General features: G+C 69.1%; 9 protein-coding genes. 7 read left to right on the forward strand and 2 right to left on the reverse strand.

The window, feature by feature from the left end:
• Positions 1 to 3: 3 nt before the first annotated feature.
• On the reverse strand, positions 4 to 447 hold the full coding sequence (locus tag ACWDUM_RS11140; protein ID WP_450134210.1) for a hypothetical protein: 444 nt from the start codon (positions 445 to 447) through the stop codon (positions 4 to 6).
• Here ACWDUM_RS11140 and ACWDUM_RS11145 point away from each other — a divergent pair.
• The 7 genes from ACWDUM_RS11145 to ACWDUM_RS11175 all read left to right on the forward strand — a co-directional run bounded on the left by ACWDUM_RS11145 (position 341) and on the right by ACWDUM_RS11175 (position 13,549).
• A complete protein-coding gene (locus ACWDUM_RS11145; protein WP_450134198.1) occupies positions 341 to 2,122 on the forward strand; it encodes an alpha/beta hydrolase-fold protein in 1,782 nt (593 codons plus the stop codon). The genes ACWDUM_RS11140 and ACWDUM_RS11145 overlap by 107 nt on opposite strands.
• Before the next feature lie 150 nt (positions 2,123 to 2,272).
• Positions 2,273 to 2,818, forward strand: a complete 546-nt coding sequence (locus ACWDUM_RS11150; RefSeq protein ID WP_450116733.1) for a DUF732 domain-containing protein — start codon at positions 2,273 to 2,275, stop codon at positions 2,816 to 2,818.
• Between the two features lie 3 nt (positions 2,819 to 2,821).
• On the forward strand, positions 2,822 to 3,787 hold the full coding sequence (locus ACWDUM_RS11155; RefSeq protein WP_450134014.1) for a cutinase family protein: 966 nt from the start codon (positions 2,822 to 2,824) through the stop codon (positions 3,785 to 3,787).
• A gap of 103 nt (positions 3,788 to 3,890) precedes the next feature.
• A complete protein-coding gene (locus tag ACWDUM_RS11160; RefSeq protein ID WP_450116735.1) occupies positions 3,891 to 4,883 on the forward strand; it encodes an LLM class F420-dependent oxidoreductase in 993 nt (330 codons plus the stop codon).
• Between the two features lie 171 nt (positions 4,884 to 5,054).
• Entirely contained in the window at positions 5,055 to 6,941 is a 1,887-nt protein-coding gene (fadD32, locus tag ACWDUM_RS11165; RefSeq protein WP_450134015.1) for a long-chain-fatty-acid--AMP ligase FadD32, read from the forward strand.
• A gap of 68 nt (positions 6,942 to 7,009) precedes the next feature.
• Positions 7,010 to 12,004, forward strand: a complete 4,995-nt coding sequence (gene pks13 / locus ACWDUM_RS11170) for a polyketide synthase Pks13 (protein WP_450134199.1) — start codon at positions 7,010 to 7,012, stop codon at positions 12,002 to 12,004.
• Positions 12,005 to 13,549, forward strand: a complete 1,545-nt coding sequence (locus ACWDUM_RS11175) for an acyl-CoA carboxylase subunit beta (protein WP_450116737.1) — start codon at positions 12,005 to 12,007, stop codon at positions 13,547 to 13,549.
• Between the two features lie 38 nt (positions 13,550 to 13,587).
• Here ACWDUM_RS11175 and ACWDUM_RS11180 read toward each other — a convergent pair whose 3' ends face one another.
• Positions 13,588 to 14,586, reverse strand: coding sequence for a hypothetical protein (locus tag ACWDUM_RS11180; RefSeq protein WP_450134016.1), 999 nt, complete (start codon positions 14,584 to 14,586; stop codon positions 13,588 to 13,590).
• Positions 14,587 to 14,737: the final 151 nt, after the last annotated feature.

Here is a 14,737-nt window from a genome sequence, read left to right on the forward strand (position 1 = left end):
CCGTCACATGCGACCAACATCGAGAAAGTTGGGGGTGCGTTTCGGGGGAAGTACCGGATCGCAGGAGCGACGCCGCCGCGCGTTGGCGCTCGTGGCGGCGGCGCTCGTCCTCCCGACCGCAGCGGGCCTGACGACGGCCGCGGTCGCCTCCGCGGCACCGTCGACGACCACCCCGACCGCGACCACGACCACGCCGGCGGTCACCCCGGCCGCCGAGACGTTGGAGCCGGTCGAGAAGACGACCGCGGCGCCGACGACGACCTCGAAGGCGGTGGCCCCGACCACCACCACGGTCGCCCCGACCACCACGACGGTTGCGCCCACGACGACCACCACGACGGTGGCCCCGACGACCACGGTCGCGCCCGCGCCGCGGGTGATCTCCGCCCGGTCCGCGGCGGCGCCGTCCCGGTCGATCCCGGGTGTGTCGAAGGTCCAGTGGATCACCGACCGCCGCGTCGCGCTGTGGGTGGACTCCGCGGCGATGGGCGCACCGTTCCAGGTGCAGATCCTGCTGGCGCGGGACTGGAACGCCAAGCCCGACGCCACGTTCCCCGCGCTGTACCTGCTCGACGGTCTGCGTGCCCGCGATGACGAGAGCGGCTGGACCATCGAGACCGACGCCGCCAGCTTCTACGCGGACAAGAACGTCAACGTCGTCATGCCGGTCGGCGGCCAGTCCAGCTTCTACTCCGACTGGCTCGAGCCCGACAACGGCAAGTTCTACCAACTCGAGACGTTCCTGACCAAGGAACTGCCGTCGGTGCTGCAGAACAGCTTGCGCACCACCGAGACTCGCGGCGTCATCGGCCTGTCGATGGGCGGCACGTCGGCGATGTTCCTCACTGCCCGCAATCCCGGGTTCTTCAAGTTCGCGGGCTCGTTCTCCGGCTACCTGAGCACCACCTCGCTCGGCATGCCGCAGGCGCTGCAGTACGCGATGAACGACGCGGGCGGCTACAACGTCAACAAGATGTGGGGCCTGCCGACCAACCCGCTGTGGGCCGCGCACGACCCGTACATCCAGGCGGAGAAGCTCAAGGGCACCAGCCTGTACATCTCCAGCGGCAGTGGCATGGCCGGTCCGTACGACCAGCCGTCGGGCATCCCCGGGGTGTCCACGAACTACGCCGGCATGGGGCTCGAGATCCTGTCCCGGCTGACGTCGCAGTCGTTCGCCACCAAGCTGAACAAGCTGGGCATCCCCGCGCAGGTCAACTACCGGCCGTCCGGCACCCACTCGTGGCCGTACTGGCAGTTCGAGATGCACCAGGCGTGGCCGCAGGTGGCGAGCGCCCTCGGCGTCGACGCCAGCGCCCCGGCCTGCGGGGTCGGCGGGGCGATCGCGCCCGTCGCGAACGCGAACCCGTGGCTGAGCGGTTGCGTCACCGGTGAGTATCCCGTCGCAGGTGGAGTGGCCCAGGACTTCCGCAATGGCCGGATCTTCTTCTCCGGCAGCACCGGTGCGCAGGTCGTGACCGGCATGATCGGTGGCGAGTACCAGGCGATGGGCGGTCCGTCCGGTCCGCTCGGCCTGCCGACGACCAGCGAGTTCGGTACCCCGGACGGTCGCGGTCGCGGCAACCACTTCCAGGCCGGTTCGATCTACTGGACCCCGCAGACCGGCGCGCACGCCGTCCGCGGCGCCATTCGGGACCTGTGGTCCTCGCAGGGCTGGGAGACCGGTCCGCTCGGCTACCCGGTCGGTGACGAGATCAACACGCCGAACAAGGACGGTGCGGTCCAGGGCTTCGAGATCGGAGCCATCTACTGGAGCCCGACCACCGGCGCCAACGGCGTCCAGGGCCTGATCATGAAGAAGTACGGCGAACTGGGCTACGAGAACAGCTGGCTCGGCTTCCCGAAGACCAGCGAGCAGGGTCCGATTCGCGACGGCGGCCGCTACAACGTGTTCGAGAACGGCAACATCTACTGGAGCCCGCTCAGCGGGGCCTGGTCGGTGAAGAACGGACCGATCTTCGACGCGTGGGGCAGCCAGGGCTGGGAGGGCGGCAGGCTCGGCTACCCGGTCGGTGACGAACGTCCCATCCCGGGCGGCACCCAGCAGGACTTCCAGTTCGGCAACATCACGCTGATCGGCGGAAAGGCCGAGATCCACTAGTGGGACGGCCGCGGGCGGGCCGGGTTCGCGCGGCGAACCCGGCCCGCCCGCGTCGGTACCCTCGATACCGATCACCCGGAATCTCCCGGCCGCGCTCGCCGACAACACTGTCGGCACGTCCCGCCGATCACCGCATAGGACTGTGACTACATGCTCGTTTCCTCCCGTACCCCGTTCGCCCGGGCGCTGGCCGTCGGCGCGTTCGCCGTCGTCACGGCCGGCGTGCTCGCCGGCTGCGGCAGCGACGACTCCACGGCGTCCAGCACACCGACCCTGACCACCGCGGCCGGATCGGGATCGCCGACGGTGCCTCCGCTGGCGACCGGCATCGAGGTGCCCGCCTACACGACGCCGTCGGTGGCGGCGACCGCGCCGCCGGAGACCCCCGAGGCGGTGCCGAGCGGTTTCCCCGGTCCCACCGAGGCGCCCGCGCTCGACGACCGCGGCCGCGCCTACCTGGAGGCGTTGAAGAAGGGCGGGGTGACCCCGGCCGACAACGGCGACATCGCCATCTCGACCGCGAACTACATCTGCGCCGCCAAGGCGAGCAACGTCGCCGACGAGGAGATCCTGGCGTACGTGACCGGTATGGCCGGAGTCGAGGCCGGGTTGTCCGGGGCGACGCCGTCCGAGGAGGACGCCGCCAAGGCCGCGCGTGTCTACATGGACGCCGCGCAGTCCACCTACTGCAAGTAACCGATGTCAGCCGCACGTAAGGCCCGAAGTCGCCTGCTGAGGATGCTGATCGTCCTGATCACCCTGCTGCTGGTGGCGTTGGTCGCGCTGGTGGCCTGGTACCTGCTCGCGGGCCGGGTCCCGAAGCCGCCGGTCACGCCGCCGGGGCCGGAGCGGCCCTCCGCGCAGCCCGCGAGCTGTCCCGACGTCCAGGTGATCGCGATTCCGGGCACCTGGGAGTCCAGTGCGACCGACGATCCGTTCAATCCGACCGCGAACCCGGCCTCGTTGATGCTCAACGTCACGAGGCCGCTGCAGGCCGAGTTCGGTGCCGAGCGCGCGCAGGTGTACACGGTGCCGTACGTGGCGCAGTTCTCGAATCCGATCGCGCTCCCGCCGGACGGTCAGACGTCGTACAACAAGAGTCGTGGCGAGGGCACCGCGAAGACCACCGAGGTGATGGCGGCGATGCACGCCGAGTGCCCGCTGACGAGCTACGTTCTGACCGGGTTCTCCCAGGGTGCGGTGATCGCCGGGGACGTCGCCGCGAGCATCGGCGCGGGCACCGGACCGGTCCCTGCGGACCAGGTGCTCGGGGTCGGCCTGATCGCCGACGGCCGCCGCGACCCTGCCGCTGGGCAGGGCGTCGGGCCGTCGGTCGCCGGTGTGGGCGCGGAACTCTCACTCGCCGGGATCAAGCTGCCCGGGATCACGATGACCGGGGCCAGGCCGGGCGGATTCGGTGCGCTGAACGACCGGGCGGTGCAGATCTGCGCGCCGTCGGACGGGATCTGCGACGCGCCCGGCGAGGCGTTCAAGCCGGGGAACTGGATGGCGAGCCTGTCCCGCCTCCTGGAGTACGTCAACAATCCTGTGCATGCGCTGTACAACAGCTTCGTGGTTGATGGAAACGGCACCACGGCGACTCAGTGGATGACAAACTGGACCGCCGACAAGGTGCGGTCCGCGCCCACCCCTGCTCATGAGTAGGGCCATCCCTGAGCACAAATAGGGGAGGGGTATGAGTAACAGATAGAGTGGCCAACCGGCCACCAGCCGTTTCAGCACCGCCATTTTTCAGGAGAAGTGATAGATGAGTTCCGCCGACGCACCCGCGCCGCGCAAGTTCCGGTTCGCAGCCGGAGGCGAGGGTAACGCCGAGGAGGGCGGGGCGCGGCGCTTCGTCAAACTGGCCCAGAAGGCCGAGGAACTCGGATACGACTCCTTCATGATCCCCGACCACCTGGGCAACCAGGTCGGTCCGATCGCGGCCCTCGGCGCCCTCGCCGTCGCCACCGACAAGATCAGGCTCGGAACGGCCGTGCTGGCCAACGGTTTTCGGCATCCCGCCATTCTCGCGAAGGACGCCGCGACCATCGACGTGCTGTCCGGTGGCCGGCTCGAACTCGGTGTCGGCGCGGGCTGGATGAAGGACGAGTTCGACAAGGCGGGGATCGAGTACGAGCGCCCCGGCGTCCGCATCGAGAAGCTCGAGGAGAGCCTGCAGATCCTGGACACGCTGCTGCGCGGTCAGGAGTGCACCTTCGAGGGCAAGCACTACCGGATCGACGGGCTCAAGGGCAGCCCGCGCCCCCGCCAGGGCCCCCGCCCGCCGATCGCGGTCGGTGGCGGCGGCCCGAAGATGCTGGCCCTCGCCGCCAAGTACGCCGACATCATCTCCGTGGCCTCGCCCAGCAGCAAGGAGGGCAAGATGCTGCTCTCCGGGATCACGATGGAGGCGACCGCGGAGCGGGTGGAGCGCATCCGTGAGGCCGCCGGTGACCGCTTCGGCGACATCGAGCTGAACTGGACGATCACGGCCATCATGCCGACCGACGACCGCGAGTCGATGGCGGAGATGGCGCTGGCCGCGATCGCCAACGGCTACCCGCCGAACATCGAGGCCGATGTCACGCTGACCGTGGAGGACATCTTGAACTCGCCCTATCTGGCGATCGGCACCTACGAGGAGATCGCCGACCAGATCAGGGCTGTTCGCGCCCGCACGTCGATGTCCTACGTCGGCATCTTTCCGACCCAGATGGAAGCATTCGCGCCGGTCATCGCCCAGCTGAAGGGGGAATGACCCGGCCGGGTCTGTAATATTCCGTTGGTTTGGGGTGCGTAGCAGATCGTTGTCGAAACGCGATCTGTGTATTGCCACTAGACATTGTTTGCATGATCCCTCGCGGGAGCAGGGACTGAAGCCCAGCTGTGCGCGATCTCGGCACGTGGGGCTTGCCTTGGAGGAGAAGGTATGAAGAACTTCGATGACTACATCGACGAGTCCGGCCAGATCACGCTGTCGCCGGGCAACACCCTCGTCGACTACGTCGAGCAGCACACTCGGGACAACGCCGACGAGCTGGCATACCGCTACATCGACTACTCCCGCGAACGCGACGGCGAGGTGCAGGAGCTCACCTGGACCCAGTTCGGCATCCGGCTGCGCGCCGTCGCCGCCCGCCTGCAGCAGGTGACCAAGCCGGGCGACCGGGTGGCCATCCTCGCCCCGCAGGGGCTCGACTACGTCATCTCGTTCTTCGCCGCCATTCACGCCGGCACCATCGCGGTGCCGCTGTTCGACCCGGATGAGCCCGGACACACGGACCGCCTGCACGCGGTGCTTGGCGACTGCGAGCCCGCCGCCATCCTCACCGCGACGGAGTCCGCCGCGGGCGTCCGCCAGCTGTTCCGGTCCCTGCCCGCTCCGCAGCGTCCCCGGATCATCGCCGTGGACGCCATCCCGGACACCGTCGGCGAGACCTGGGTCAATCCCAAGCCCGACCTCGACGACATCGCCTACCTGCAGTACACGTCCGGTTCCACCCGCACCCCCGCGGGTGTCGAGATCACCCACCGCGCCGTCGGCACCAACGCGGTGCAGATGGCGGACGCAATCGGGCTGAGCACCGAGTCCCGCGGCGTCACCTGGCTGCCGCTGTTCCACGACATGGGCCTGCTCACGGTGATCCTGCCCGCGCTGGGCGGCAAGTACATCACGATCATGAGCCCCCGCGCGTTCGTGCAGCGCCCGAACCGGTGGATCCGGGAGCTCGCCGCGGTCGCGGACGGGGCAGGCACCTTCGCCGCCGCCCCGAACTTCGCATTCGAGCACGCCGCCGCGCGCGGACTGCCGAAGAACGGCGAGACCCTCGACCTGTCCAACGTGATCGGCCTGATCAACGGCAGCGAGCCGGTCACCACCTCGTCGATGCGCAAGTTCAACGAGGCGTTCGCGCCGTACGGACTGCCCAAGACCGCGATCAAACCGTCCTACGGGATGGCGGAGGCGACCCTGTTCGTCTCGACCACCGACCAGGCCGACGAGGCCCGGGTCATCCACGTCGACCGGGACGAGCTCAACCAGGGCCGGATGGTCCAGGTCGCGCAGGACGCGCCGGGCGCGATCCCGCAGGTCTCCTGCGGACACGTCGCACGCAGCCAGTGGGCCGCGATCGTCGACCCGGAGACCGGCGCCGAGGTGCCCGACGAGCATGTCGGTGAGATCTGGCTGCACGGCAACAACATGGGTACCGGCTACTGGGGTCGTGCCGACGAGACCGAGCAGACCTTCCACAACAAGCTCACCGTGCGCCGGCCCGAGGGCAGCAAGGCCGACGGCACGCCCGCCGACGCGAACTGGATGCGCACCGGCGACTACGGCGTCTACGTCGACGGCGAGCTGTACATCACCGGCCGCGTCAAGGACCTGGTGATCGTCGACGGCCGCAACCACTACCCGCAGGACCTCGAGTACTCCGCACAGGAGGCGAGCACCGCACTGCGCCCCGGCTTCGTCGCGGCGTTCGCGGTCCCGGCGAACCAGCTGCCCGCGGAGGTCTTCGAGTTCGGCGCGGCCGGCCTGACCTACGACGCGGACGACTCGTCCGAGCAGCTCGTCGTGGTGGCCGAGCGCGCTCCCGGTGCCGGCAAGGCCGACCCGGTGCCGGTGGCCGACGCGGTGCGCGGTGCCATCTCCAGCCGGCACGGCGTCACCGCCCGCGACGTGCTGCTGGTCCCGGCCGGATCGATCCCGCGCACGTCCAGCGGCAAGATCGCGCGACGCGCCTGCAAGGCTGCGTACATCGAGGGCACCCTGCGCGGCGGCTACCAGCAGACCGCGTTCCCGGACAGCGTCTGAGTCCTGACCGCGTCCCCGACGAGACCTCCGACGACGAGTAGCGTGGTGCACTGATGGCTGAGACAGAGATGACGGTCGCGCAGCTGCGCGAATGGTTGCGCAACTGGGTTGCCGGGGTCACCGGGCAACCGGTCGAGCAGATTTCCGACGACCGCCCGATGGAGGAGTTCGGCCTGTCGTCCCGCGACGCGGTCGCCCTCTCCGGGGAGATCGAGGAGCTGCTCGGCATCACGCTCACCGCCACCGTGGCCTACCAGCACCCGACGATCGCGTCGCTGGCCACGCGGATCATCGAGGGCGAGCCGGACGCGCCGGAGGGCGTCGACGAGGCCGGGTACTACGCGCAGCGCGACACCTCGCAGTCGCACGACGTCGCGATCGTCGGCCTGGCCTCCCGGTTCCCCGGAACCGGCCACACCCCCGACGAGATGTGGCAGCTGCTGATCGAGGGCCGCAATGCGGTCACCGATCTGCCCGAGGGCCGCTGGTCCGAGTTCACGGCCGACCCGCAGATCGCGGACGCGATCGCGAAGGCCAACACCAAGGGCGGCTACCTCGACGACGTGAAGGGCTTCGACGCGGAGTTCTTCGCGATGTCGCCGCTCGAGGTCAAGAACGTCGACCCCCAGCAGCGGCTCGCGCTGGAACTGACGTGGGAGGCGCTCGAACACGCCCACATCCCGGCCAACGAGCTCAAGGGCGAGCAGGTCGGTGTGTTCATCGGCTCCTCGACCAACGACTACCAGCTGCTCGCCGTGAGCGACCCGGTCAACGCCCACCCGTACGCGCTGACCGGGACCTCGACGTCGATCGTGGCCAACCGGGTGTCGTACTTCTACGACTTCCGCGGCCCGTCCGTCGCCATGGACACCGCCTGCTCGTCGTCGCTGGTGGCCGTGCACCAGGCCGTCCGGTCGCTGCGCACCGGCGAATCGGACATCGCACTGGCCGGTGGCGTCAACATGCTGGTCGCCCCCGCCGCCACCCTCGGTTTCGACGAGACCGGTGTGCTCACCGAGGACGGCAGGATCAAGGCGTTCTCCTCCGACGCGAACGGCATCGTCCGCGCCGAGGGCGGCGGACTGGTCGTCCTCAAGCGCCTCGAGGACGCCGAACGCGACGGCGACACCATCCTGGCCGTGATCGCCGGTTCCGCCGTCAACCAGGACGGCCGCTCCAACGGCCTGGCCGCGCCGAACCCCGACGCGCAGGCCGACGTGCTGCGCAGCGCCTACCGCGACGCCGGCATCGCGCCGTCCGGCGTCGACTACATCGAGGCACACGGCACCGGTACCATCCTCGGCGACCCGATCGAGGCCGACGCCCTCGGCCGCGTCGTGGGCCGCGGCCGCGACGCCGACAAGCCGGCGCTGCTCGGCTCGGCGAAGACGAACTTCGGTCACCTCGAGTCCGCGGCCGGTGCCGCCGGCCTGATCAAGGTCGTGCTGGCGATGCAGGAGGACAAGCTCCCTCCGTCGCTGAACTACGCCGGACCGAACCCCTACATCGACTTCGACGGCACCCACCTGCGGGTGATCCCCGAGGCCACCGACTGGCCGCGCTACACCGGTCACGCCATCGCAGGCGTGTCCGGCTTCGGCTTCGGCGGCACCAACGCCCACGTCGTGGTGCGCGAGTACGCGCCCGCGAGCGATCTGGACCCCGATGCGGGTGAAAACGCACAGGCAGCGGAGCTGCTCGACGTCGAGGCCGAAGCCGAGGCCGTGCTGGCCGACGCCGCCGAGTCGATGGGCGTCGAACCGCTCCCCACGCCGCAGCCGCAGCGCGACGAGCCGCTGCCCGTGCTGCTGCCCGTGTCCGCGTCGATGCCGTCGCGGCGGCGCCGCGCCGCATCCGACCTCGCGGACTGGCTCGAGACCGAGATCGGCAGCACCACCCCGCTCGACGACCTGGCCCGGACCCTGGCCAAGCGCAACCACGGCCGCTCCCGCGCCGTCGTGCTGGCCCGCACCCACGCCGAGGCGATCTCCGGGCTGCGTGCCGTCGCCGCGGGCAAGCCGGGCCCCGGCATCTTCTCCGCGGACGCCCCGGCCACGAAGGGCCCCGTGTGGGTGTTCTCCGGCTTCGGGTCGCAGCACCGCAAGATGGCCAAGCAGCTCTACACCAACAACCCGGTGTTCCGGGCCGCGATCGACCAGGTCGACGAGCTGATCGAGTTCGAGACCGGCTACAAGATGGCCGAGAAGTTCCTCGACGACTCGATCGACTACGACGTCGAGACCTCGCAGGTCGGCATCTTCGCGATTCAGATCGGCCTCGCCGCACTGCTGCGCCACCACGGCGCCCAGCCGGAGGCCGCCGTCGGCCACTCGATGGGCGAGGCCGCGGCCGCGTACGTCACCGGCGGACTCTCGCTCGAGGACGCCGTCCGCGTCATCACCGCCCGCTCCCGCCTGATGGGTGAGGCCGAGGCGACGCTGTCCGGCGACGACATCCGGCTGATGGCGCTCGTCGAGTACAGCGCTGCCGAGATCGAGGCAGTCCTCGGCGACTTCCCGCACCTCGAGGTCTGCGTGTACGCGGCGCCGACCCACACCGTCATCGGCGGTCCCCAGCCCGAGGTCGAGGCGATCGTCGCCCGTGCCGAGGCCGAGGAGAAGATGGGCCGGATCCTGCAGACGAAGGGTGCCAGCCACACCTCGCAGGTCGACCCGATCCTCGGCGAACTGGCCGCGGAACTGGCCGGCATCGAACCGCATCCGCTGACGGTCGGGCTGTACTCGTCGGTCGACAAGGAGACCTTCTACCGCGCCGGCCACGCCCCGCTCCACCCGGTCGAGTACTGGACGAAGGGCATGCGGCACAGCGTGTACTTCACCAACGCGGTGCGGATGGCCGTCGACGCCGGGCACACCACGTTCGTGGAGCTGGCACCGAACCCGGCGACGCTGATGTCGGTGGCCGCCACGGTCTTCGACGCCGGGGTGCACGACGCCCAGCTGATCCCCACGCTCAAGCGCAAGGAGGACGAGGAGGTCGGCGTCCTCACCGCGCTGGCGCAGCTGTACGTGCACGGTCAGCCGGTCGATCTGCCGTCGCTGCTGCCTGCGGGCGGCTACGCGAACCCGCCGCGGACCGCGTTCCTGCGCAAGGAGCACTGGCTCGACGTGCAGGTCAGTGCGTCCGGCTCGGGGCGCCCGCCGGGTGCACACGTCTCGCTGCCCGACGGCAGGCACGTGTGGGAGGTGCCGGCGTCCGCCGTCACCGACCTGAACGCGCTCGTCACTTCCGCTGCCGCGCAGGTGCTTTCGGACGTCACGCTGACCGCCGTCATCGAGCGGGCGGAGCGGCCGACCACCGGTACCCTGACCACGACGCTCGCGCCGCACCCCGGTGGCGGTGCGCTGCAGGTGCACGCCAAGAACGGCGCGGACTTCGCCCTGCTGCTCGACGCGGTCGTCAGCTCCGGCGAGGCACTGCCCGAACCGGTCGTCGCGGCGCCGGCAGAGCGGGCCGGCTCGCCGATGGAGGAACTGCCCGAGATCGTCGAATCCTTCGGCGACAAGTGGGATCCCAACGGCAGCCAGACCCTCGAGGATCGGCTGGCGCTGATCGTCGCCGAGTCGATGGGCTACGCGGTCGAGGACCTGCCCGCCGAGATCCCGCTCATCGAGCTGGGACTCGACTCTCTGATGGCGGTGCGGATCAAGAACCGGGTCGAGTACGAGTTCGACATCCCGCAGCTGCAGCTCACGGCGGTGAAGGACGCGAACCTGCGTGAGGTGGAGAAGTACCTCCGCTACGCGATCGAGAACCGCGAGGAGGTCGAGGCGCTCGCCGCGCAGCAGCGTGCCGAGAAGGAAGCGGCCGAGGCCGAGGAAGCCACCGCCGCACTCGATTCCGCGCTCGACGGCGAGACCACCAGCCCGGTCGCGGAGGCCGAGGAGATCCTCGCCGCTGAAACACCGGACGGCGCCGCCGTCGCAGCCCCGGCCGTCGGCGACGCGTCCGACGAGGACGTCAACGTCCCGCCGCGCGACGCCGCCGAGCGTCTGACGTTCGCCACCTGGGCGGTCGTGACCGGCAAGTCCGCGAAGGGCATCTTCAACATCCTCCCGGTGCTCGACGACGACACCGCGGAGAAGCTCTCGGCCCGCCTGACCGAGCGAGCGGGCGGCGAGGTCAGCTTCGACGACGTGCTCGACTGCGAGACCATCGAGCAGCTCGCCGAGAAGGTGCGACCGCACCTCGAGGACGAGGGCAAGATCGAGGGCCTGGTGCGCGTCCTGCGGGCCCGTCCCGAAGGGTCCTCCGCCGTACCGGTTTTCGTGTTCCACCCGGCCGGCGGCTCCACCGTCGCGTACGAACCGCTCCTGAAGCGGCTGCCCGAGGGCACCCCGATGTACGGCTTCGAACGCACAGAGGGCCCGATCGAGGTGCGCGCCCGCGAGTACCTGCCGCTGATCAAGGAGATCCAGGGTGACGGACCGTACGTGCTGTACGGCTGGTCGCTCGGCGGCGTCCTGTCCTACGCGGTGGCCAGGCTGCTGCGTGACGAGGGCAAGGACGTGCGGGTCGTCGGCCTGATCGACACGGTGATGGCCGGCGAGCAGGTCGAGGACACGCCCGAGGAGATCAAGAAGCGCTGGCAGCGGTACGCCGCGTTCGCGAAGAAGACGTACAACATCGACGCGCCGCTGCCGTACGACAAGCTCGCCGCCGCCGAGACCGACGAGGAGCAGATCAAGATCCTGATGGATCTGCTCAAGGTCAGTGGCGCGAAGATCCCCGGCGGCATCATCGAGCACCAGCGCACGTCGTGGCTGGACAACCGGGCGCTCCAGACCGCGAAGATCGACTCCTACGGCGGCGACGTCGTGCTGTACATGGCCGACAAGTACCACGACGACGCGATCGCGCTCGAACCCGCGTTCAGGACGCGTACACCCGACGGCGGCTGGGGAGACGCCGTCAAGAACCTGGAAGTCATCCACGTCGGCGGTGACCACATCCAGATCGTCGACGAACCGTACATCGCGAAGGTGGGGGCGGACCTGACCAAGAAGCTGGCCGCCATCGAGGCCGAGAACCGGAGTAACTGAGTGAGCACCACCACCGCGGAGAAGCTGGCCGAACTGCACGAGAAGCTCGAGCTCTCGAAGGCGCCGGGCAATCCGAGGGCCATCGAGAAGCGCAAGGCGAAGGGTCTGCCGACACCGCGCGAGCGCATCGACATGCTGCTCGATCCGGGAACGTTCATCGAGTTGGGGCAGCTGGCCCGCCAACCCGGCGACCCGGCCAACCCGTACGGCGACGGCGTCGTCACCGGACACGGTCTCGTCGACGGCCGCCCGGTCGCGGTGTTCGCGCACGACCAGACGGTCTTCGGTGGCGCCGCGGGCGAGATCTTCGGCCGTAAGGTCGCCGCCGTCAACGACTTTGCCGTCAAGATCGGCTGCCCCGTCGTCGGTATCAACGAGTCCGCCGGCGCGCGCATCCAGGACGCGGTGACGTCACTGGCCTGGTACGCCGAGATGGGTCGACGCCAGGAGCCGTTGTCGGGCCTGTGCCCGCAGATCTCGATCATCCTCGGGAAGTGCGCGGGCGGCGCCGTCTACGCGCCGATCAACACCGACGTCGTGATCGCCACCGAAGAGTCGTACATGTTCGTCACCGGACCGGACGTCATCAAGTCCGTCACCGGCGAGGACGTCAGCCTCGACGAACTGGGCGGCGCGCGGAACCAGGTGGAGTACGGCAACATTCACCATGTCGCGCCCGACGAGAAGGCCGCCTTCGAGTGGGCCCGCAAGTACCTGAGCTACATGCCGTCGAGCTGCACCGAGCAGCCGCCGATCATCAACCCGGGCCTGGAACCGGAGATCACCCCCGACGACATCGAGCTGGACACGTTCATGCCCGACGCCGACAACGCCGGCTACGACATGCACGACATCCTGCTGAAGATCTTCGACGACGGCGACTTCCACGAGGTCCGCAGTCAGATGGCGCAGAACGTCATCACCGGGTTCGCCCGCGTCGACGGACGTCCGGTCGGTGTCGTCGCGAACCAGCCGATGTACCTGTCCGGCGCCCTCGACGCCGCCGCGTCCGACAAGGCCGCGCACTTCGTGCGGGTCTGCGACGCCTACAACATCCCGCTGGTGTTCGTCGTCGACACCCCCGGCTTCCTGGTCGGTGTCGAGCAGGAGAAGATCGGCGTCATCAAGCGCGGCGGCCGGTTCCTGTTCGCCTACGTCGAGGCGACGGTCCCGAAGGTCACTGTCGTGGTGCGCAAGTCGTACGGTGGCGGCTACGCGGTGATGGGCTCCAAGCAGCTCGGCGCCGACGTCAACTTCGCCTGGCCGACCGCTCGCATCGCGGTCATGGGCGCCGAGGGTGCCGTGAACATCATCGGCCGCAGGCAGATCGAGGCCGCGGGCGACAACGCGGCGGCCGTGCGCCAGCAGTTGGTCAACTTCTACAACGAGCACGTCGCGACGCCGTACATCGCGGCCGAGCGCGGCTACATCGACGCCGTCATCGACCCGTCGACCACCCGCCTCGAGATCCGCAAGGCACTGACCCTGCTCCGCGACAAGACGGTTTACCAGAACCCCCGCAAGCACCATCTGCTCCCGTTCTGACGCCACCCCGAGGTTCCCTAATGTCACATTGGGTCACTTCACGACAGCGAATGTGACATTGGGGAACCCGCGGGCAGCGGACGTAGTCGCACCGACGGTCGTGGACGGGACGCCGCGAGCCGATAGTTGTCGCGGAGGTCACGGACCACGAGTTCGGGATCGCGGTGCAGCGTCTTCGGCAGGTGGCTGACCACGATGATGCCCTTCGCCTGCATGCGTGCCCGTCGCAGCACGGTCGCCTCGTGGTCCGCAATGGCGAGGTGGTGCCTGAGCGAATCGATTTCCCAGACCATCGCGACGTCGTCGAGCCAGCCGTCCGGACTGGCGATGAACTCGCCGTCGTGTGTTTCGATCTCGCGGTTGTGCACCATCGTCGGCAGGCCGCTCTTCCGGTAGATCTGCTGCGCGTGAATCTCCTCGACGGAATGCGCGTCGTCGGCAAGCTCGCCGAGAACGGACCTGGGCAGGGCCGTTCCACGCCGCGATCCCTCGGCGAGTTCGATCGCCAGTTCCTCGGGCGACGTGTCACCGCGTTGGATGACCCCGGCCAGCAGCGCGCGACACGTGTCGCGGCGTCGTGTTCGGCGTGCAGCATCCATGGCTGCCCGAGTCACCGACACGTAGCGCAACGATCCGCGGTGAACGATCTCATCCGACTCCGGCATACGCCACGTCCGTTCGACGTCAACGTACCCGGTTGGCGTTCTGTGCCTGCGGGCCGGAATGAGCAGCAGCACGTCCGACATCTGCGCCGAACTCCTGAAGCCGTGCTCGGAAAGTGCCGCGTGGCCGGTCAGGACGCTGTCCGGACCGCCGTACATCAACGCTGCCGTCGCTCGCTGCAGAGCGCTCGGTATCCCGTTGTGCAGCAGGATGATTCCCGGAAGGATGCGCTGCCAGGGGCCGCCGGGCATGCAGTAGCGCGCGAGGGTTTTCGGGGCAACACCGAGACTGCGGAGGATGCTCGACCTGATGGCCAGGTTCGTGCTGTACCCGACGAGGGTGTCGTAGTCGTCAGCCCATTTTCCACGTCGCATGCCGCCAGTGTGTGTGGCGTGACGGGGCCGCTACTGGCCGCAGAGGCCCGATTCGGGCGTTCTGTGGACCGATCCGGGGGTCTGTGGATAGTGCGGGACTTCGGCTCGCGCCGTTCCCTAATGTCACATTGGGGAACCTCAAGTGAGCCAA

This window comes from Rhodococcus sp. NPDC003322, from assembly GCF_053589555.1.

Excerpts from the sequence above, each read along its gene's own strand:
- ACWDUM_RS11160 (WP_450116735.1), top strand. The coding sequence starts at position 3,891 with ATGAGTTCCGCCGACGCACCCGCGCCGCGCAAGTTCCGGTTCGCAGCC.
- ACWDUM_RS11155 (WP_450134014.1), top strand. The coding sequence starts at position 2,822 with ATGTCAGCCGCACGTAAGGCCCGAAGTCGCCTGCTGAGGATGCTGATC.
- fadD32 (WP_450134015.1), top strand. The coding sequence starts at position 5,055 with ATGAAGAACTTCGATGACTACATCGACGAGTCCGGCCAGATCACGCTG.
- ACWDUM_RS11180 (WP_450134016.1), bottom strand. The coding sequence starts at position 14,586 with ATGCGACGTGGAAAATGGGCTGACGACTACGACACCCTCGTCGGGTAC.
- ACWDUM_RS11150 (WP_450116733.1), top strand. The coding sequence starts at position 2,273 with ATGCTCGTTTCCTCCCGTACCCCGTTCGCCCGGGCGCTGGCCGTCGGC.
- pks13 (WP_450134199.1), top strand. The coding sequence starts at position 7,010 with ATGACGGTCGCGCAGCTGCGCGAATGGTTGCGCAACTGGGTTGCCGGG.